This window comes from Photobacterium sp. 1_MG-2023, from assembly GCF_030547945.1.
Lineage (GTDB): Bacteria > Pseudomonadota > Gammaproteobacteria > Enterobacterales > Vibrionaceae > Photobacterium.
On the sequence record NZ_JAUORR010000013.1, the window covers coordinates 1 to 19,437 of the forward strand.

Below are 19,437 nucleotides of genomic sequence, written 5' to 3' on the forward strand. Positions count from 1 at the left end.
CAAGCGCCAGCCGATCCCAAAAAAGCGGCTGTCGCTGCGGCGATTGCCCGCGCGAAAGCAAGAAAAGCAGCCCAAGCGGCTGAGGCGCAGGCTGCACCGGAAGCGGCATCTGCGGACGATCAGCCAGAACCTTCTGAAAAAACGCAAGCGCCAGCCGATCCCAAGAAAGCAGCTGTCGCTGCGGCCATTGCCCGCGCGAAAGCCCGGAAAGCGGCACAGGAAGCCGCCAGTAAAAACGCTGACAATCAACACAAAACAGACGAGGATAGCTAACCGTGGCTTTTAATATTGCCAGTTCTCCCCACGCGCACAGTCGTCGCAGCACCCATGACATCATGCGCAACGTCATTTTGTGTTGTGCTCTTGGCTTTGCTGCGCAATGTTACTTTTTCGGCTGGGGCGTTCTTGTTCAGGTCTTGTTCGCAGGCAGCCTGGCCATCATCGCAGAATCTGCGGTACTGGTACTCAGAAAACGCAGGGTTCGTCAGGTCCGTGACAACAGCGCCCTGCTGACCGGCGTATTGCTTGGCTTGTCCATTCCCCCGCTGGCGCCCTGGTGGATCACCGTGATTGGGATCTTTTTTGCCATTGTCATCGCCAAACATCTGTACGGTGGTCTGGGGCAAAATCTGTTCAACCCGGCGATGGTCGCTTATGTGGTGCTGCTGATCTCTTTCCCGGTGCCCATGACGTCCTGGCTGCCGCCCGCAGCCATCAGTGAACATCCGGTCACGCTGATGGAAAGCCTTCAGGTCATTTTTACCGGATTTACCACAGATGGTTTCAGCGTCCACCAGCTCCGGAACGGAATCGATGGTGTCACCATGGCGACGCCACTGGACACCATCAAAACCGCAATGAAAGCCGGATTTACAGCCACTGAAGCCATGGATAGCCCTGTCTTCAGCGGACTGGCTGGCGTTGGCTGGGCTTGGGTGAACCTTGGGTTCCTGATTGGCGGCCTGATACTGCTTAAGCTGCGAATCATTCAATGGCAAATCCCGGTTGCCATGCTGGCATCGCTCTTTGTAATCAGCAGCCTGGGTTATCTCATCAGCCCGGACGGCACCGCTTCCCCTATGGTTCATCTGCTTTCCGGTGCCACCATGCTGGGTGCATTTTTCATTGCCACCGATCCGGTCTCGGCTTCAACCACGACCAAGGGCCGGCTCATTTTTGGCGCCACGATCGGAATTCTGACTTACCTGATCCGTACCTTCGGTGGTTTTCCGGATGGTGTGGCGTTCAGCGTATTGCTGGCAAATATGTGTGTCCCGCTGATTGACTACTACACGCGTCCACGCACTTACGGTCATTCCTAGGAGCAGCCATGATACTGAAGAATATGCAAAAAAACGGGGGCATTCTGGCGCTGTCGGCCCTGCTGGCAACGGCACTGGTTGCGCTGACGCATCAAGTCACGGCTTCCCGGATTCAGGAGCAGGAACAAAAGCAACTGCTTCAGGTGCTGAATCAGGTCATTCCGAAAAACAACCATGATAATGAGCTTTATAAACACTGTACTCTGATTCAGGATCAGGAACACTTGGGAACCAGTGAGCCCATGCCGGCCTATCTGGCCACTCAGGCAGATCAGCCCAGTGGCGTTGCCATTGAAGCCATCGCACCCGATGGTTACAACGGGGCGATCAAAATCATCGTGGGCCTGGATATGACAGGAACAGTGACCGGGGTTCGTGTGTTGGCCCATCAGGAAACGCCTGGACTGGGCGACAAAATTGATACCCGGATCACCCGCTGGATTGACAGCTTTACCGGCCGCAAGCTCAACGGAGAAAAAGATCCCCGCTGGGCGGTCCGTAAAGACGGCGGAGACTTCGACCAGTTCACCGGGGCGACAATTACGCCGCGCGCCGTGGTGAATGCGGTCAAACGTGTGTCCCTCTACTTTGATGCGCATGGGGAATCCCTGTTCGCACAACCCGCAAACTGCGAAGGAGTCTGAGCCTCATGAGTTCTGCGCAAAATAAAGAGTTAATGGCCAATGGCCTCTGGCACAACAACCCTGCGATTGTACAGTTACTGGGGTTGTGTCCGCTGCTGGCGGTTTCAGCCACAGTGACCAACGCACTGGGACTTGGCATTGCCACCACCATGGTTCTGGTCGGGTCAAACCTGATTGTCTCGCTGATTCGGGAATGGGTGCCCAGTGAAGTTCGGATTCCCATTTTTGTCATGATCATCGCGGCCCTGGTGACCTGTGTCCAGTTACTGATGAATGCCTACACCTACGGGCTGTTCCTGTCGCTGGGGATTTTTATTCCCCTCATCGTCACCAATTGCATCATCATTGGCCGGGCCGAATCATTTGCCTCTAAAAATGCCCCGATGCCTGCCGTAATAGATGGTCTCTGGATGGGATTGGGCATGACGGCGGTGCTGGTTGTTCTGGGGGCTGGCCGGGAGATGCTGGGGAATGGCACCCTGTTTGATGGCGCAGACCGGCTGCTCGGCGACTGGGCTGCTGTGCTGCGAATCGAAGTCTTCAGTACCGACAATAATTTCCTGCTGGCCATGCTGCCGCCGGGGGCGTTCATCGGCGTCGGTTTTCTGATCGCGCTGAAAAACATCATCGACAAGAAGCGTGCAGAAAAAACCAAAGTCGCCGAGCAGAAGCCAGAAATCGAGCGGGTGCGAATTACCTCCGCGAATTAAATGTTGTTGTCTTGCGAACCACCGCAGACATAGATTCAGACACAGGTTTCCGGCATCCCTACAGACTCAGCTGCCGGAACCTGCCTTGCTGAACGAAGGAAGCGAGCATGAATAACCAGAAACGCGTTCAAATCCTTGAGCGATTGCGTGCCGAAAACCCACATCCGGAAACAGAGCTCAACTGGAGCACCCCCTTTGAACTCCTGATTGCCGTGCTGCTCTCAGCGCAGGCAACGGATGTCAGTGTCAACAAAGCGACCGACAAACTTTATCCGGTCGCCAACACGCCTGAAACCATCCTGGCTCTGGGTGTCGAAGGTGTGAAGGAATACATTAAGACTATCGGCCTGTTCAACTCTAAAGCTGAAAACGTCATCAAAACCTGCCGGATTCTGGTGGAGCAACACGGCGGTGAAGTCCCTGAAAACCGTGAAGCGCTGGAAGCCTTGCCTGGCGTTGGCCGGAAAACCGCAAATGTCGTTCTCAATACCGCATTTGGCTGGCCGACAATTGCTGTTGATACCCATATTTTCCGGGTGTCGAATCGCACCAAATTTGCCATGGGCAAGAATGTCGACGAGGTAGAACAAAAGCTTCTGAAAGTGGTGCCCAAAGAATTTAAAGTCGACGTGCATCATTGGCTGATCCTGCACGGTCGTTATACCTGTGTTGCCCGAAAACCCCGCTGTGGCAGCTGCATTATTGAAGATCTTTGTGAATTCAAAGAGAAAGTCTATCCGAACGAATAAACCTGAGGAGACAAACATGGCTCACGGACAAATTTTACACACGATGCTCCGGGTTGGCGATCTGGACCGTTCAATCGCATTCTATACAGACGTGATGGGCATGAAGCTGCTGAGACAATCAGAAAACGAAGCCTATCAGTATACGCTGGCTTTCGTGGGATACACGGATGAGTCGGAAGGCGCTGTCATTGAGCTGACCTATAACTGGGGCACCTCAGAATACGACATGGGCACCGCGTTTGGTCACATTGCCATTGGTGTTGAGGATATTTACGCCACCTGTGACGCCATCAAGCAAGCGGGCGGAAACGTGACCCGCGAACCGGGTCCGGTGAAAGGCGGAACCACACATATCGCGTTTGTCCGGGATCCGGACGGTTATCAGATTGAATTGATCCAGCGCGAAGCCTGAAAGCATGTGGGCAGGATACCTGCCCACTCTCCAACGCTCTGTGATACCCGCTGGTTATTCAACCTTGCCAAAATACTCAATGACCTCAGCACGATAATTCTCCGATTCGTTGCCGGGTTCCATCACCTCAACAGAGTAATATGGCATTTTCGACGCTTTCAGTTTTTCCAGCACGTTTTCCGTAAGATTATCCGCACTCACCGTACTGAACACTTCATAGGTTGCAGCTTTGTTCAGACCCATTTCTTCAGCTTGCTCTTTTGTCACTAACTGAGCCTGAGTTGCTGCTGCAATTTCTTCTTTCAGCATCTCCAATCCACTGTTGGTAATATTTTTTTCTTCTGCAACCGCAGAAGTGACTGAAAGAATTATGGCTATCGCCATCAGTTGCCATTTCATATGCACACCACGCTTTTTCTCGATAGATTTTCTATCTGTTTCACCTTCGCTTTTATCAATCTAGCGTTTTTTGCATCCCTCTCAGCTTCAATGTTGAGATCCCAGCGCATTCAGGATTAAACTTATTGATAATGATAAACGATCTCATTACTATTTAGATCTTTCATACAAGGAGGACAGCCCATGTCATTTCAATTCCCGGCCCTGCCCTATGCATACGATGCACTCGAACCTTACATCGACGCCAAAACGATGGAAGTGCATTACAGCCGTCACCACAGAACCTATTTCGACAAGTTCATCAGTGCAATTCAGGGAACACCGCTGGCAGAACAAAGTTTTGAATCGATCTTTTCACGGGTTTCAGAGCACAGCCCTGCGGTTCGCAACCACGGGGGCGGTTTCTATAACCACAATCTGTACTGGATTTGCATGTCACCGAATGGCGGCGGCCAACCTGGCGGATTACTGGCGGAAGCCATTCGCTGCCACTTTGGCAGCTTTGATGATTTTCAGGCTGCATTCTCCGAAGCGGCTGCCACCCATTTTGGTTCCGGCTTTATCTGGCTGTCTGTGGTCGATGGCAGACTGGAGATCTCCACCACGGGAAATCAGGACAACCCACTCATGGATGTGGTCGAAAAACGGGGTACGCCCATTCTGGCGCTGGATGTCTGGGAACATGCTTACTATCTGTCGTATCAGAACAAACGACCTGAATACATTGATGCCTGGTGGCATGTGGTCGATTGGGAGCAGGTAGAACAGAACTATCTGGAGACGCTCCAACAGTAACAGGAGGAAACACAATGAACGTGTCACGGTGGGAAATGCATACCTTACTGGCCGCCGAAGCTGAAAAAGCCGAGAAGCCGATGATGTCTGTGATTCATTATCAGCTCGCACTGGCCGAATCGCAGCAACTGGAAGCCATTGAAGGAACCCTGGATGAGCTGGAAGAGTTGCTGGCAATTAAGGTCACTGCCTGCCATAACATGGCGAGCTTCTGGCGTAAGCAGGGAGATAAAGACTACGAACTCAAATATTTGCAGTTGGCTTCGGAACAGATTATGGCGCTGATTCCGCAATGCCCTCACCGTGAATGTGAAGCCTTCATCAGTTCATTGGGCTGCTGTAAATCCGCACTGATTGATTTCCTCAAGCGGCATCCGAATCCTCGGGTAGCCCAGCAGGTGGCGCATATTACCACCTCGAATCAGTGCGAACTCATCGCCCGCTTCCGTTTACAGTGAGTGAAACGCCTGCACCCACCCGACAACGTCGGCATGGGTCGCAGGCCCTGTTCATGTTACAGAATGCTGGAACTGCGACCCATCGAAATGACCACCCGACGGTTTTTGTTTCGTCCGATAGGCGTGCTGTTGTCTGCGATAGGGCGACGCTCACCGAATCCCTGAACCTGAATACGGTCTTTCGGTAGCCCCAGCGACACAAAGTAATCTTCCAGCTTTTCAGCACGACGTTCAGAGAGCACCTGATTGGTATTTTTGCCACCTGATGAGTCGTTGTAAGTGGCCACCAGCACCAGATCGATATCTTCGCTGTACTTGATAAAATCCGCGATCTGCGCCAGTCGTTTCCGGGACGCTTTATTCAGTTCATCGCTGTTTTTGTCATAATGCAGCACAGTAAAGGAAATATCTTCAAAGTTGTACGGCAGCAAATTTGCAAGACACGTACTAAAGGCACTGTACCCCGCACTGAATGCCACCGCAGACAAACCAACGTCGACACGCTCGTTGCGGTGCTGCCAGTCGGCGTAGCTGAATGTCGGAATTTTACCTTCTTCCAGTTCAGACAGCATGGTCCAGGCCATTTGCCCGCCCACATAACCATCGAACTGCTTGAAAAACTTCAGTTTTGCCAGCGGCTCTGCAACTTCTCCCGGTCGCCAGCGAGGCGGCATTGAGACCAGCGTAACATTGCTTGTCTGGCCCAGCGGACGACGCATACTCAGTTCAAAATCCAGATTGATTTTTTTACTGGCACGGGAGGTAAAGGACGCTAGACCAAAATGCGGAATGTCATGCTGAAGCTGGCACTCCAATGGCGTCGCTGTTGCCATCTTCCAGGCCGATTCTGCCGGGGTCGCAACATAGTACTTTCCTGCCCATGCCTGTGAGCAGACACTCAGCAGTGAGAAAGTCAAAGCCCCCAGCTTTAATGGCAACGTCATTTTTTTCATCCGGTCAAACCTACTTGCAAGAACTCAATATTGTATCGGATTTTCGCGCAAAATCTTTAATTCAGTTTTCGCTTTATGGCTCTGTATCAATGTATTCGCGTCTGAGCATGAGGGTTTAGCTTCATGAACAGATCTGACATAATGCTGGCCTCATTTTTATCAGCAGCAATCTCATGAGCCAAGAAAACACACAACATACCCTGAAAAGTCGCTTTCGTGGTTTCTTCCCTGTGGTCGTCGATGTCGAAACGGCCGGATTCAATGCCGGTACAGATGCTCTGCTGGAGATCTGTGCAGTGACACTGACGATGGATGAAGAAGGATGGCTGAAACCAGCGACAACTCTGCACTTCCACGTCAGCCCTTTTGAAGGTGCTGTCATTCATCAGGAAGCACTGGATTTCAATGGGATCAAAGACCCTTTCAGCCCGTTGCGTGGTGCCGTGTCCGAAGAAGAAGCGCTGAAAGAAATCTACAAAGTCATCCGTAAAGAGCAAAAAGCCGAAGGCTGCTCTCGTGCAATTATGGTCGCGCACAATGCCAATTTTGATCACAGTTTTGTGATGGCGGCATCTGAGCGGGCGAACCTGAAACGCATCCCTTTCCATCCGTTTGCAACCTTTGATACGGCAGCATTGAGCGGTCTGGCATGGGGACAAACTGTCCTTGCAAAAGCTTGCGAAGCCGCTGGTATTCCATTTTGTAATAAAGAAGCCCATTCCGCGCTTTATGATACAGAGCGGACTGCAGAATTATTTTGTGAGATCGTTAACAAATGGAAGAAATTAGGCGGATGGCCTGTCGCCGCACTTCAAACAGATGAAGAAATTGAGCATTAACAAACAAGCACTAATACTCATCAGACCTCTTACCAAAGTCCCAGCATTGCTGGGCCTTTTCTATCATTCAGATGCCATCCGATCTCCAGCCTAAAACAATTGTTTAAAACAAACTTAAATAATACACTGTGCAAAAAAGCAGTTTAACCTGCAAACTGCCTGTTACATATGGTTAACATTGGGTTTTCGAATCCTTATACTCCAGTCATATAAGCAGATTCACCTTTCCTTCATGGATAGAAGCACGCAACGCGTACCGATAAAATAAACAACAAGAGAGGCAGCATAATGTCCAAAAAAATTCATGTAACCGCACTCGCCGTGGCAGCCGCGCTGACGTCCCTCCAGGCTCAGAGTGCTGGTTTCCAGGTCGCAGAACACTCAGCCAGTGGATTAGGCCGAGCTTTTGCCGGTGAAGCAGCCATCGCAGATAACGCATCTGTTCTGGCACGCAACCCCGCGGCATCCACTCTGTTTAAACAGCGGACGCTCTCTGGCGCGATCAGCGTTGTGGACCCGTCGATTGATGTGGATAGTGTCGACCGCGATCAAATCGCGAAAGACGTCGCCCCCATTGGTATTGTCCCTGCCGGATATTACATCCAGCCAATCAATGACAAACTTGCCTTTGGTTTGGGCGTCTTCTCAAACTATGGGGTCACGACTGAATACGATGAAAGCTTTCATGCTGGTTCACTTGCTGGTGAGACATCTTTGATTACAGTGAACTTCAACCCAAGTATTGCGTATCGTGTCAACGATCAGCTCAGCCTTGGCGCGGGCATCAGTGCCATCTTTGCCACCGCAGAGCTGAACCGTCATTTTGGTGATCTTGCTCTTGCAGTGCCTGGCGCAGAACCCAGTGATAAAACCGTCAAACTGGAAGGTGACACCTGGGGCTTTGGCTGGAACGTGGGTGCCCTCTTCGAGCTGAATGGCGACAACCGCTTCGGTTTGAGTTACCGCTCACAAACGGACCTCGACTTTGAAGGGGACTTTACCGATTTCACAGGCCGTATCACCGGGATTCCCAATAATACGGTGCCGGGTGATCTGACCGTCGTTTTACCCGCGATTGCTGAATTCTCTGGCTTCCACCAGCTCGATAACCAGTGGGCTGTGCATTATAGCGTTCAGTGGACACAGTACAGCAAGTTCGAAGAACTGCGCGCAACCAGCAATCAGTGTAACCCGGGCTATAACGGCAATGCCGGACTCTGCCTGCTGAAAGAAGAAGATTATGACGACACATTCCGATATGCGATTGGTGCTACCTATAAAATCAACCCGCAATGGACCATCCGTGGCGGCTACGCCTTTGATGAGCAGGCCGGCAAGCCAACTCTGAGTATTCCGGATACGGACCGAAACTGGTTCTCTGCAGGTGCAACCTATGACTTCAACGCGGATTTATCCTTAGACATCGGTCTGGCTTACCTCATCGCTAAAGAGATTTCGTTCTCTGAAGAAGGGCAGAACTTTGAGTCCAGCGGCGGCGCGATTATCAGTGCAGCTCAGGCCAATTACCGTTTCTAAGCCAGTTATCACCGTCGAACAGAATTTTAGGGAAATACAATGAACAAGAAATTACTTGCCCTGCTGGTTGCTTCCAGCTTTGCACTATACGGTTGTGGGGATGAAAAAGGCCTGAGTGGTACACCAACCATCGATCCGGATATCAAAAGCAGCCTGAATGCCGAAACCAAAATCGAGTTTGATCTGCTCTCGGCTGAAAAAAAGGTTGTTACGCCAAGCTTCATTGCCATGGATCTAGACGATGGCACCATCGCGACAGAAAGCAGCGCTAAAGTGGCGAATATCAGTGACCCGGCCTACGCCTGGGGCCAGACAGACGGCTGGAGTACCACTCAGCCCATCAACATTAACTTTACCGGGAACGATCTGGCCGCAGAAACTGCTGCAGACAGCTTCTATCTGATTCAGTCTGGTGATCCAACCAACCCTGCAGATACAACCACACCGAAAGTCTTGTCGGCAGAGAATGGCGACTTCATGGTGACCGCTTCCGGAACCACACTGACCGTGATCCTGACAAAGCCTCTAGATCCGGCCAGCCACTATATGTTTGCAGTCACCAGTGATCTGAAAGACAGCAAAGGGAATCCTGTCGGCCTGTCTAACTCTTATGCGGTCCTGAAGAGTGTCGGTAAAGTGCCGGATGCTGCACTGGAGAAACCTCAGGCCATCACGCACGCGGTAGAAAGCACGCTGGCTGCAGCTGCAGGTGCACCAAAGAATAAGATTATTTTCTCCAGTTGGTTCACCACCGCCTCGGTTGGCGAAGTGCTCTATGCTGCAAAATCCGCTTCTGCGCTCGCGTTAACTAATGGTGCCGAGAATATCTGGCAAGGCAGCGCTATTGCTGATGGCATCAGCCAGAGTGATCTGCAAGATCTGTTCAAGATGAGCGAGCCAACCGATACTGGCACCACCACACCAGGTGGCAATCCAATCTACACCGGAACAATCAAACTGCCGTACTTCCTGGAAAAAGATCCCACCAAATTCAGCAATACACCTTGGCAAAGCGGTATGCCGAGTCTGGCAAAAATCAGCTATGTGCTGAACAACGGCTCTGATGCCGACAAAGCGGCGATTGTCCAACAACTGGCGGCACTGCAGATCACGACAGAAGATTTAGCTGCCGTGAAAACCGATCCCGAAACTCAGGTCAGAGTACTGCAGGCGCTTACAGGTTCAACTTTAAAACTGGCCGATGGTTCGCAACTGGATGAAGAACGACTGATTACCCGTTATAGTCCTGTGCCAAAACTGAAAGCAGTCGATACCGTTGAATATACGCTTGTCTTGTCATCAGATACGGCCACTTGCCAAACCGGTTCAAGCAAAGTGTCCATCTATCAGCACGGTATTACATCGACAAAAGATACGGTTGCAGCCCTAGCCGACAGTCTGATTGGTACTGAATGTCATGCAATCTTCGCGATTGACCATCCACTGCATGGCGATCGTGGCATTACAGGCGTCGGTAGTGCTTCAGGTCCGGATGGTAACCCAGCGTTATACCTAAACCTGGCAGCACTCACAGTCGCACGGGATAACCTGCGCCAGAGCACCATTGACGTATTGAACCTGCGTCTTGGGATTACAACTGTCTTTCAACGCATGGCAGCTGGAGATCCAACACTCGGCGTGTTAGCAAGATTAAATCCAATGGCGGGCGTTGGCTTCGTCGGACATTCTTTGGGAGCAATCACCGGGATCAATGTCGCTGATGCCGCGAACCGAACCCTGAACGACCCTGCCGGTGATGCCGCTTTCGCGATTAACAAAGTCGCGCTGGCGAATCCGGGGGCTGGTATTCCTTACCTGTTACTTCAGTCAGGTACGTTTGGCAATTCGATCAAAGGTCAACTGCTGCTCGCATCCACCCCAAAGTTCCAGCAGTTCTGTGCCAGTCAGTCTCTGAGCGATCCTAAAGCCTGTTTCGAGGCATTTGAAGCAAATCGGGTCGGCGCAGGAGATCCAGAAGGAACGCTAGCAACTGCGTACGGCCAGTTCAGCCTATTCGCTTATGTTGCACAAGGGGTGCTGGATACCGTCGACCCGATTAATACTTCACTGCAAGTCTCGGCGGACTTACCGGTTTACCTGACTCAAGTCGAAGATGATGCCACGATTCCAAATATGCTGGCACAGCCAGGTACCGCAGGCTCAGTCGTGACAGGAACCAGCATCTTGCTGCCTTACTCGCCATTTGGCGGAACCCTCCCGTTGCTTCAAACCATGAGCCTGGCTCCGACCACAACGTCGGTGAATGGCCAGATCGTTCGGAATGCTGTGTTGTTTAACAACACGGGTTCGCATGGTTCTCTGTTAAATGGCGATGGTTTAACAGCCGAAATGCAAGGTCAGGTCAGTTCAATCCTAAATGGAGATGGCACAGTACTGACCATTAGCGATGCATCCAACATCAACCCGACACCTTAACCGGTCGGCAAATCGACAAAGGCCAGCAGTGCTGGCCTTTCTTTTTGTTTCTGCATGAAAAATGAATAGGACACCTAAAGTTCGCAGCCTGTATCACCACAGATGTTCATGCCAACAACAGACATTCAGGTTCCTTCCACTCCCCTGCCTGGTCTTCTCAGGTGAAAAACTCTACCTTGAGCACAATTTCTTCTCGACATGTATGAAAATTTCAGCAAACTAGACGGCTTGCTCGTTTTAGCCTGGATCGCATGATTATTCATCAATGCAATCACACGAATTTAAAATGGAAGTTGTTTTATGAATCCTGTCGTTATTTCCGTCTGCGTCATGCTGGTGCTGGCGCTGATGCGAGTCAACGTCGTGGTCGCGCTGACCTTCAGTGCCATCCTCGGCGGCCTGGTCGGAGGGCTCTCCCTGACCGACACCATTGGCGCCTTTGAAGGTGGCTTGGGCGGCGGTGCAACCACAGCATTAAGTTATGCCATGCTGGGGACATTCGCCGTGGCGATCTCCCGCTCCGGGATCACAGATGTACTGGCACAAAAAGTCATCAAACGCATCAGTGGCCACCATAATGCGGCGGCAGCGACCGGCGTGAAATACTCCGTCCTGGCCATTCTGTTGCTGCTGTCGATTTCGTCGCAGAACGCGATTCCGGTCCACATTGCATTTATCCCGATTGTGATTCCCCCTTTGCTGCATGTGTTCGCCAAACTGAAACTTGACCGCCGCCTGATTGCCTGTGTGTTGACATTTGGTCTGGTGACGCCTTACATGGTGCTGCCGGTCGGTTTTGGTGGCATTTTCCTGAACAATATCCTGCTGAAAAACCTGCATGACAATGGTTTGGATGTCGCCGCCAGTCAGGTGCCTTATGCCATGATTCTGCCGGCTGCAGGCATGCTGTTTGGCTTACTTCTGGCAACCTTTGTCAGCTACCGCAAGCCACGCGAGTATTCAGAAGAACTGATTCTGGCCAATGAACCGGAACATGCTGAAATCAACATGCAGCATGTCTATGTCGCCGCCGGAGCGATTGTGGCCGCATTGGGTGTGCAACTGTACAGTGGGTCGATGATCATTGGTGGGTTAGCCGGTTTCATGGTGTTTACCATTGCTGGCGTCATCAAATGGAAAGATACCCACGATGTATTCACCAAAGGCGTCCATATGATGGCCATGATTGGCTTCATCATGATTGCAGCAGCCGGTTTTGCCTCTGTGATGAAAGCAACCGGGGGTGTCGAAACTCTGGTCAGTTCGCTGTCTCATGCCATTGGCGATAATAAAGGTCTGGCGGCCCTGCTGATGCTGATCGTTGGCCTGCTGGTGACCATGGGGATCGGCTCATCCTTCTCGACGATTCCGATTCTGGCAACCATTTATGTACCACTGTGCCTGAGCTTTGGTTTCTCACCGCTGGCAACTGTTGCATTGGTTGGCACTGCTGCGGCACTGGGTGACGCCGGTTCACCAGCGTCCGATTCAACACTGGGACCCACCGCCGGATTAAACGCCGATGGTCAGCACGAACACGTCTGGGATACTGTAGTCCCGACCTTTGTCCACTATAACCTGCCGCTGATTGCCTTTGGCTGGCTGGCATCCATGGTGTTATAAACCACGAAAACAAAAAGACCCCGCATCTGCGGGGTCTTTTTTTACTCAGCAATCAATTATTCAGACGCTTCTTCGCTGTCACGACGCCCTGCCGCTTCTTTAATCAATGGCTGCAGTTCACCTTTCTGGAACATTTCCAGAATGATGTCACAACCACCAACCAGCTCACCTTCCACCCACAGTTGCGGGAACGTTGGCCATTGTGCGTAGATAGGCAGTTCAGCACGGATATCCGGGTTTTGCAGGATATCAACATAAGCAAACTTTTCGCCACAAGCCATCAGTGCCTGAGAAGCCTGAGAAGAAAAACCGCAGCTTGGCAGTTTTGGTGATCCTTTCATGTACAACAGAATTGAGTTTTCAGCGATCTGTTGTTTGATTTTGTCGATGGTTTCCATAGCTTCCTCTAACGACTTTTGCGCTTCAATAAGTGTGATACCCACATTCTACTTTGTCACGCCAAGGAAAAAAACGCCTAATCCCAGTGTGGTTAAGACACAAGGCAACTTTCACCTGCGATCCCTTCCAACTCGGAACCGCAACGGCGGGTCAGAGCACACTGACCACATCATGCATCCAGAAGGGACTGGGATATACTTATCTGAATATTTTCTGAACCCGATTCAGCCACAGCAGCCCGAAGCCAAGCTTTTTCGTTCAGGGTACTTTTAATAAAGAAAAAACTTGCTAAAATAATTTGAAAACACGCAAGCCTATCGCTTGTATACAATAACAGACAGTTTGAAGTGAGGTAGGTGTCAATCCTACCAACGGAAGCAATGTCGTGGGTCCGCCCACACCATCAATATGGAGAATCGAGTAATGGCATTCGAACTACCTGCTCTACCGTACGAGAAAAATGCACTTGAGCCACACATCTCTCAAGAAACGCTGGAATATCACCACGGTAAGCACCACAACACTTATGTTGTGAAACTGAACGGTTTGATCGAAGGTACTGAGTTCGCTGATAAATCTCTGGAAGAGATCATCAAAACGTCAACTGGCGGTGTATTCAACAACGCAGCTCAGATCTGGAACCACACCTTCTACTGGCACTGCCTGAGCCCGAACGGCGGCGGTGAGCCAACTGGCGAAGTTGCAGATGCAATCGTGAAAGCTTTCGGTTCTTTCGCAGATTTCAAAGCGAAATTTACAGATTCTGCAATCAACAACTTTGGTTCTTCATGGACCTGGCTGGTGAAGAAAGCGGACGGTTCTCTGGACATCGTGAACACCTCGAACGCAGGCACTCCACTGACTGAAGCTGGTGTAACGCCACTGCTGACTGTTGACCTGTGGGAGCACGCTTACTACATCGATTACCGTAACCTGCGCCCAGACTACATGAATGGTTTCTGGGCACTGGTGAACTGGGAATTCGTTGCGAAGAACCTGGCTGCCTAAGACAGTTTGCAAGTGATTCAAAGCAAAAGGCCCGCACTATTGTGCGGGCCTTCTTCGATTCACGTTTCTATTTTTTCGCAGGAAGCCCCACTCCCTGCGACACAAGAAACTTAAGCTTTTTCCGCCAAGATGATACGCAGTGTACGGCGCAGCGGCTCTGCGGCCCCCCACAGCAGCTGATCACCCACAGTGAAAGCATTCAGGTAGTCATCGCCCATCGCCAGCTTACGCAAACGACCAACCGGTACAGACAAAGTCCCAGTCACTTTCGTCGGAGACAGCTCTTGCATTGTGATATCACGCTCGTTTGGAATCACTTTGACCCAGTCGTTGTGAGACGCAATGATGCCTTCGATTTCATCCAGCGGAACATTTTTCTTCAGCTTCAGGGTCAGTGCCTGGCTGTGACAACGCATCGCACCGATACGCACACAAGTGCCATCAATCGCAATCGGATTGTTGCCCGTTGCCAGAATTTTGTTGGTTTCGACACCACCTTTCCACTCTTCTTTGCTCTGACCGTTTTCACGCTTCACATCAATCCAAGGGATCAGTGAGCCAGCCAGCGGTACGCCAAATTCAGAAGCAGGGAAATCTGAAGAGCGCATGGTCTGCGCCACTTTACGGTCGATATCCAGAATAGAAGTTGCCGGATTCGCCAGTTCACTGGTCACGCTGTCGTTAATCACACCCATCTGGCTGATCAGTTCACGCATGTTTTTCGCACCAGCACCGGAAGCGGCCTGATACGTTTGAGAGGTCATCCACTCAACCAGATCCGCCTTGAACAAGCCCCCTACAGCCATCAGCATCAGGCTGACGGTGCAGTTACCACCTGCAAATGAACGAACGCCAGAATGGATACCCTGCTGAATCTGATCAAAGTTGACCGGATCAAGTGTGATGATGGTCTGCTCATCCATACGCAGTGTGGATGCCGCATCAATCCAATACCCTTTCCAGCCTGCCTGACGCAGAGCAGGATAAACTTTCTCGGTATAGCTCCCCCCCTGACAGGTAATGATGGCATCCAGTTTCTTCAGCGCATCGATATCAAACGCATCATGAAGAACACCCGCATCTTTCCCGAAATTCGGCGCAGGAATACCTACCTGGGAGGTCGAAAAGAAAACAGGTTCAATATGGTCAAAGTCTTTCTCTTCCACCATACGTTGCATCAGCACGGAACCGACCATGCCTCGCCAACCGATCAAACCAACTTTCATCATAGTTTGCTACACTCCTTGTTGACATGATTGGGCTCCTCCTAAAAGGGACGGAGAAAAGCCACATGCATGCTTCAGGTCAAAGAATGGCCATCAGTGACTCACTGACAGCCGCATACAATTCAATCACATGAAAAAGCCACTCTCACAGCAACCGATTCACTCAAGTGACCCGGGGTTGCTATGAAACGAATATTGTTAAATACCATAAAGCAAAGCCCCCCCTAACGCAACAAAATGCCAAAACTAACCTATGTCAAAGTGTTTACACAGCCTGGTATCAGGGCATCTTTGAGATTTTTAGAGTATTTAGCTAATTGGATGCAGAACAACTCGCTGTTGATGCCAGATTTAAAGCGATTTCAATCTGATTTCCCCACTTTCTCATTGACGGTATTTTTACCACCTTACCTTGTAAAGAACACATCAAAACTAGCCAGTAACCTTTAATTTTTGCACGCTTAACAGATAAAAGGGGTCAAGATTGAAAAATCAGATACAAGCCGCTTCAGAAGTTAGCCCGCAACCTGAAACATCACATCAGGAATCGGTAAGGAAATAGAGCAGAGAACAGGAAACAGCAGGAACAAACTGAATCAGCGTCAAACACAAGTGGGAAGATTGATAAAACCTCAATAACTGACAGCTTCAATTCGGGCAGCGCACAATTTTTTGCTTGCTGCCCGAACCACTTAGCTATCGCTGTTTAACCGGCGATTGAGCTGATCTTTCAAGTTTGGCGGTGTACCTTTGATCGTCAGTGTATCGGTTTCCGCATCGTAGAAAATTCGCTCGCCCAGTAACATGCTGTCAAAGTTGATGGTTAATCCGCCCCCTGACCCCACAAATTTGGTGAGCTTGCGCATCGCTGTGCGGTCTGCAGGGAAAGTTTCTTCCAGCTCATACCCCTGATTGGAGGTGAACTGATAAAAATCGACGCCCTCGTCAGAAGGTGGCAATTCACCCGCCAGTTCCTTAACCGCTACCTCTTCACCAGACTGCAGCTGACCGTTACAGTAATCGTAAACCTGTTTGCGATATTGCTGTTTTTCCTCTTTATCCATGCGTGAATCCGCACAGAAATCCTCAATGGCCTGCATCAGTACCTGATTCTGAACTTTGACGTCCAGCCCCACTTCCGCCTGCAGAAAATCAAGGAAGAAATCGGCCACCTTTCGGCCAACCCGGCCTTTGATAAAAGTCAGATAGCGATTGCATTCGGGATCCGTCTCCCACGATGACAAATCAATACGGGCAACAATTTCCATCTTGCTGACATCCAGATAGTCTGTTGCGCTAATATCAAGTTGGTCGGTCACCTTCATACTGTGACAAGTTGGCAGCAAGCCAATAAACAGATAATCGGTCGCCAGTGACTGATACTGAGCAAGAACCAGTGTGCCGGCGTCAGCAAAGGGATACTTGATCAGCTCGGCCTGCAGGCGCTGCGCAGCCTGATTGGAAAATGACAGAAAATCCAGCTCGCCCTGACGGCACTGTTTCAACCAGTAGCCAAATTCACTGTCTTCAGCAAACCGGCCAAAACCTTTGGCCCCTTTGCTGCTGTAAACACGGTGTAACTCGGCAACGAGTTCCGTGGTGTTCGGGGTATGCTCCAGTTCCTGCTCCCGGAGCTGAACGGAGAGTTCATCTTGTTCATTTTTCATGAACTGATGCAGGATGACGTTAGAAAGCGTGAGACTCATAATGGAAAAGTTTTTCAGTAAATCTAAAGTGTAGGGTATTATAAGTCGCTTTCTTCACCTTAAAACAAGACCTGATATGCCAATTACATCAAAATACAGCAATGAAAAAGTGGAACAAATCCTGGATGATGTGTTCGAAGTATTTGAAAAACACGGCGCATCCGCGGAATTAGCCCTGATGATTGTCGGAAATGTTGCTACAAATGTCATCAATGCAGATGTTCCTGCTTCACAGCGTGAAGCCATTGCTGAAAAATTCGCCCAAGCTCTGCTGACCTCAATCAAAAAAGATTAAACCAGCATCAGAGAAGAAGAACACAGGTCTATGGTCGCCAGCGGAAACAACTACAAAGAAACCGTGTCTCAGTTGATCAGCTGGGGACACTGGTTCAGTTTTTTCAATATCATCGCCGCCATGCTGTTAGGCACCCGGTACATCATCCATTCGGACTGGCCGGAATCCCTGATGGGGCAGCTGTATCTTGGCCTGAGCTGGGTCGGCCATTTTGGATTTCTGGTCTTTGGCTTCTATGTTCTGATCCTGTTTCCTGCCAGTTTTCTGATCCCCTCTCAGCGTTTGATGCGCCTGTTTGCGGTACTGGTAGGAACGATCGGCCAAACCGTGCTGCTGCTGGATACGCACGCCTATGAGAGCCTGGAACTCCACATCAGCCCACTGGTCTGGGATTTACTGCTCAGTGGTGAACGAACCGATCTCAATGCAAAATGGCAATACCTCTTCATTGTGGTACCCGCCATTTTTCTGCTGCAGTTATTCCTGTCTGAATGGTTATGGCGAAAGCTACGCAAACTGACCCGCAAACATGTTGGCGTGCCGATTGCAGCCGTCTTTGGCCTGTGTTTTCTGGCCAGTCACCTGATTTACATCTGGGCGGATGCCAATCTCTACCGCCCGGTCACGGCACAGCGTTCAAATTTCCCGCTGTCTTACCCAATGACGGCCAAAACCTTTATGGAGCGCCACGGCCTGTTGGATCGGCAGGAATATACACGTCTGCGTGAAGAGCAAGGTGTTGAGAACAGCGAAAACATCCGTTATCCGCTCAAGCCGCTTTCTTTCAGCGACAAAGGCACCGGACAAAATCTGCTGGTGATTATGGTCGATGGCCTACGCAGCGACATGGTCAATGCGGAAACCATGCCTTATCTCAACGCGTTTGCACATCAGAACCTGAATTTTGCCAATCATTACAGCACAGGTAATGACAGTACACTGGGGACGTTCGGGCTCTTCTATGGACTGCCCGGTGCTTACAGTAACAGTATCCGGGCAGAACATAATCAACCCGTGTTACTGGATACCCTGCACAAACGGGGTTACCAGTTTGGCCTGTTCAGTGGGTCCGGATTTGCAGACCCGATTTATCAGCAAACTGTTTTTACACAAGCACAATTGAGCCTGGCCGCTGAGTTAGCCCATGACGAAACAGGGGATCAGGCTGCGATTGCAGACATGCAAAGCTGGTTAAGCAAACAAACCGCAGGCAATCCATGGTTTGGCTACCTTGAACTGACTGACGTGCAAAACTACGAAGAAACCGGTGAAAATCACTTGGCTCAATTTCAGCCATCGCTGACGACATCTGCCGATGAATCAGTCAAGAATCATCAATCGAATGCCTCACCGGCAGAACTGCTGAAAAATACGTACCGGAATGCCGCTTATTACGTTGATGAACAACTGATTCAAATTTTCGACAGCCTCATTGAGCGAAATTTACTGAACAACACCATTGTCGTGATTACAGCAAACCATGGGATGGAGTTTAACGAAACCGGCACGAATTCGTGGGGTTCCGGGACCAACTACAGCCAGTATCAGCTGAAAGTTCCGCTTATCATCCATTGGCCGGGCAGTCAGGCTGCACAGATCACGCGGGCTACCAGCCATCTGGATATTGTTCCAACCTTGATGGAAACCTTGTTGAGTACCACCACAGTTCCAGAGTTTTACAGCAGTGGGATCAGCCTGTTTGATAACAGCAGTAAACGCCGCTGGGTGCTGGCAGGAGACACGTCAGATATTGTTGTCGTACAGCCGGAAAGTACGACCATTGTCGACAGATACGGAAACTACACCGTGTACGACCCTGACTACAAAATGAAAGATGACGGTAAACCCAAGCTGTCGACACTGATGCAGGTCCTGCACGAGTTGAAGCGCTTCTATCAGCCGAATCCGTAAACCGGACAGGGCAGCC

The 19,437-nt window shown here is 50.5% G+C and carries 19 protein-coding genes and 1 pseudogene; 15 read left to right on the forward strand and 5 right to left on the reverse strand.

Annotation, left to right across the window (positions count from 1 at the left end):
• From Q4579_RS12660 to gloA, 6 genes and pseudogenes are all read left to right on the forward strand, one after another.
• A pseudogene (locus Q4579_RS12660) lies at positions 1-273 on the forward strand (electron transport complex subunit RsxC); the annotation flags it as partial.
• A gap of 2 nt (positions 274-275) precedes the next feature.
• The gene (rsxD, locus tag Q4579_RS12665; RefSeq protein WP_303564721.1) at positions 276-1,322 is read left to right on the forward strand and encodes an electron transport complex subunit RsxD; all 1,047 of its coding nucleotides are present in this window, start codon (positions 276-278) and stop codon (positions 1,320-1,322) included.
• An 11-nt stretch (positions 1,323-1,333) separates the two neighbouring features.
• Entirely contained in the window at positions 1,334-1,966 is a 633-nt protein-coding gene (gene rsxG, locus Q4579_RS12670; protein ID WP_303564873.1) for an electron transport complex subunit RsxG, read from the forward strand.
• 5 nt (positions 1,967-1,971) lie between these two features.
• The gene (locus Q4579_RS12675) at positions 1,972-2,676 is read left to right on the forward strand and encodes an electron transport complex subunit E (protein ID WP_303564723.1); all 705 of its coding nucleotides are present in this window, start codon (positions 1,972-1,974) and stop codon (positions 2,674-2,676) included.
• A gap of 107 nt (positions 2,677-2,783) precedes the next feature.
• Positions 2,784-3,425, forward strand: coding sequence for an endonuclease III (nth, locus tag Q4579_RS12680; protein ID WP_211647494.1), 642 nt, complete (start codon positions 2,784-2,786; stop codon positions 3,423-3,425).
• A gap of 16 nt (positions 3,426-3,441) precedes the next feature.
• Positions 3,442-3,837: a lactoylglutathione lyase gene (gloA, locus tag Q4579_RS12685; RefSeq protein ID WP_303564724.1), complete on the forward strand. Its 396-nt coding sequence runs from the start codon at positions 3,442-3,444 to the stop codon at positions 3,835-3,837.
• A gap of 54 nt (positions 3,838-3,891) precedes the next feature.
• Here the strand turns inward: gloA and Q4579_RS12690 are convergent, their stop codons facing one another.
• Positions 3,892-4,236: a hypothetical protein gene (locus tag Q4579_RS12690; RefSeq protein WP_303564726.1), complete on the reverse strand. Its 345-nt coding sequence runs from the start codon at positions 4,234-4,236 to the stop codon at positions 3,892-3,894.
• 183 nt (positions 4,237-4,419) lie between these two features.
• On the opposite strand from Q4579_RS12690, the gene Q4579_RS12695 reads away from it, so the two are divergent.
• Together Q4579_RS12695 and Q4579_RS12700 are read left to right on the forward strand one after the other, a co-directional pair.
• A complete protein-coding gene (locus tag Q4579_RS12695; RefSeq protein WP_303564728.1) occupies positions 4,420-5,031 on the forward strand; it encodes a superoxide dismutase in 612 nt (203 codons plus the stop codon).
• Positions 5,032-5,045: 14 nt separating this feature from the next.
• Positions 5,046-5,489, forward strand: coding sequence for a DUF2753 family protein (locus Q4579_RS12700; protein ID WP_303564730.1), 444 nt, complete (start codon positions 5,046-5,048; stop codon positions 5,487-5,489).
• 56 nt (positions 5,490-5,545) lie between these two features.
• Here Q4579_RS12700 and Q4579_RS12705 read toward each other — a convergent pair whose 3' ends face one another.
• On the reverse strand, positions 5,546-6,442 hold the full coding sequence (locus Q4579_RS12705) for an OmpA family protein (protein WP_303564732.1): 897 nt from the start codon (positions 6,440-6,442) through the stop codon (positions 5,546-5,548).
• A gap of 173 nt (positions 6,443-6,615) precedes the next feature.
• Here Q4579_RS12705 and rnt point away from each other — a divergent pair, with 173 nt between their 5' ends.
• The 4 genes from rnt (at position 6,616) to Q4579_RS12725 (ending at position 12,876) form a co-directional block, all read left to right on the forward strand.
• Positions 6,616-7,281 (forward strand): ribonuclease T, encoded by a 666-nt coding sequence (rnt, locus tag Q4579_RS12710; RefSeq protein ID WP_303564734.1) that lies wholly within the window; start codon positions 6,616-6,618, stop codon positions 7,279-7,281.
• Between the two features lie 288 nt (positions 7,282-7,569).
• Positions 7,570-8,817 carry an outer membrane protein transport protein gene (locus Q4579_RS12715; protein WP_303564736.1) on the forward strand — a complete coding sequence of 416 codons (1,248 nt, stop codon included), beginning with the start codon at positions 7,570-7,572 and terminating at the stop codon, positions 8,815-8,817.
• A gap of 39 nt (positions 8,818-8,856) precedes the next feature.
• Complete coding sequence (locus Q4579_RS12720) at positions 8,857-11,253, forward strand: VolA/Pla-1 family phospholipase (protein WP_303564738.1); 2,397 nt, start codon at positions 8,857-8,859, stop codon at positions 11,251-11,253.
• Positions 11,254-11,553: 300 nt separating this feature from the next.
• A complete protein-coding gene (locus Q4579_RS12725; protein WP_303564739.1) occupies positions 11,554-12,876 on the forward strand; it encodes a Na+/H+ antiporter family protein in 1,323 nt (440 codons plus the stop codon).
• A gap of 56 nt (positions 12,877-12,932) precedes the next feature.
• On the opposite strand, the gene Q4579_RS12730 is transcribed toward Q4579_RS12725, so the two are convergent.
• The gene (locus Q4579_RS12730; protein WP_303564740.1) at positions 12,933-13,274 is read right to left on the reverse strand and encodes a Grx4 family monothiol glutaredoxin; all 342 of its coding nucleotides are present in this window, start codon (positions 13,272-13,274) and stop codon (positions 12,933-12,935) included.
• A 424-nt stretch (positions 13,275-13,698) separates the two neighbouring features.
• Between Q4579_RS12730 and sodB the strand changes: the two genes are divergently transcribed.
• A complete protein-coding gene (gene sodB, locus Q4579_RS12735) occupies positions 13,699-14,283 on the forward strand; it encodes a superoxide dismutase [Fe] (RefSeq protein WP_211647484.1) in 585 nt (194 codons plus the stop codon).
• Between the two features lie 110 nt (positions 14,284-14,393).
• On the opposite strand, the gene asd is transcribed toward sodB, so the two are convergent.
• Positions 14,394-15,512: an aspartate-semialdehyde dehydrogenase gene (asd, locus tag Q4579_RS12740; protein ID WP_303564741.1), complete on the reverse strand. Its 1,119-nt coding sequence runs from the start codon at positions 15,510-15,512 to the stop codon at positions 14,394-14,396.
• Positions 15,513-16,201: 689 nt separating this feature from the next.
• Entirely contained in the window at positions 16,202-17,215 is a 1,014-nt protein-coding gene (gene yejK / locus Q4579_RS12745; protein ID WP_303564742.1) for a nucleoid-associated protein YejK, read from the reverse strand.
• A gap of 76 nt (positions 17,216-17,291) precedes the next feature.
• Between yejK and Q4579_RS12750 the strand changes: the two genes are divergently transcribed.
• Positions 17,292-17,510: a YejL family protein gene (locus Q4579_RS12750; RefSeq protein ID WP_211647482.1), complete on the forward strand. Its 219-nt coding sequence runs from the start codon at positions 17,292-17,294 to the stop codon at positions 17,508-17,510.
• Between the two features lie 30 nt (positions 17,511-17,540).
• Positions 17,541-19,421, forward strand: a complete 1,881-nt coding sequence (locus tag Q4579_RS12755) for a DUF3413 domain-containing protein (protein WP_303564744.1) — start codon at positions 17,541-17,543, stop codon at positions 19,419-19,421.
• Positions 19,422-19,437 lie beyond the last annotated feature (16 nt).

What these genes read in the sequence shown, in the direction of transcription:
- Q4579_RS12705 (WP_303564732.1), bottom strand. Translation starts at nt 6,442, where the DNA reads ATGAAAAAAATGACGTTGCCATTAAAGCTGGGGGCTTTGACTTTCTCA.
- Q4579_RS12690 (WP_303564726.1), bottom strand. Translation starts at nt 4,236, where the DNA reads ATGAAATGGCAACTGATGGCGATAGCCATAATTCTTTCAGTCACTTCT.
- sodB (WP_211647484.1), top strand. Translation starts at nt 13,699, where the DNA reads ATGGCATTCGAACTACCTGCTCTACCGTACGAGAAAAATGCACTTGAG.
- gloA (WP_303564724.1), top strand. Translation starts at nt 3,442, where the DNA reads ATGGCTCACGGACAAATTTTACACACGATGCTCCGGGTTGGCGATCTG.
- Q4579_RS12750 (WP_211647482.1), top strand. Translation starts at nt 17,292, where the DNA reads ATGCCAATTACATCAAAATACAGCAATGAAAAAGTGGAACAAATCCTG.
- Q4579_RS12730 (WP_303564740.1), bottom strand. Translation starts at nt 13,274, where the DNA reads ATGGAAACCATCGACAAAATCAAACAACAGATCGCTGAAAACTCAATT.
- Q4579_RS12755 (WP_303564744.1), top strand. Translation starts at nt 17,541, where the DNA reads ATGGTCGCCAGCGGAAACAACTACAAAGAAACCGTGTCTCAGTTGATC.
- nth (WP_211647494.1), top strand. Translation starts at nt 2,784, where the DNA reads ATGAATAACCAGAAACGCGTTCAAATCCTTGAGCGATTGCGTGCCGAA.
- Q4579_RS12720 (WP_303564738.1), top strand. Translation starts at nt 8,857, where the DNA reads ATGAACAAGAAATTACTTGCCCTGCTGGTTGCTTCCAGCTTTGCACTA.
- Q4579_RS12675 (WP_303564723.1), top strand. Translation starts at nt 1,972, where the DNA reads ATGAGTTCTGCGCAAAATAAAGAGTTAATGGCCAATGGCCTCTGGCAC.
- asd (WP_303564741.1), bottom strand. Translation starts at nt 15,512, where the DNA reads ATGATGAAAGTTGGTTTGATCGGTTGGCGAGGCATGGTCGGTTCCGTG.
- Q4579_RS12715 (WP_303564736.1), top strand. Translation starts at nt 7,570, where the DNA reads ATGTCCAAAAAAATTCATGTAACCGCACTCGCCGTGGCAGCCGCGCTG.
- Q4579_RS12695 (WP_303564728.1), top strand. Translation starts at nt 4,420, where the DNA reads ATGTCATTTCAATTCCCGGCCCTGCCCTATGCATACGATGCACTCGAA.
- yejK (WP_303564742.1), bottom strand. Translation starts at nt 17,215, where the DNA reads ATGAGTCTCACGCTTTCTAACGTCATCCTGCATCAGTTCATGAAAAAT.
- Q4579_RS12725 (WP_303564739.1), top strand. Translation starts at nt 11,554, where the DNA reads ATGAATCCTGTCGTTATTTCCGTCTGCGTCATGCTGGTGCTGGCGCTG.
- Q4579_RS12700 (WP_303564730.1), top strand. Translation starts at nt 5,046, where the DNA reads ATGAACGTGTCACGGTGGGAAATGCATACCTTACTGGCCGCCGAAGCT.
- rnt (WP_303564734.1), top strand. Translation starts at nt 6,616, where the DNA reads ATGAGCCAAGAAAACACACAACATACCCTGAAAAGTCGCTTTCGTGGT.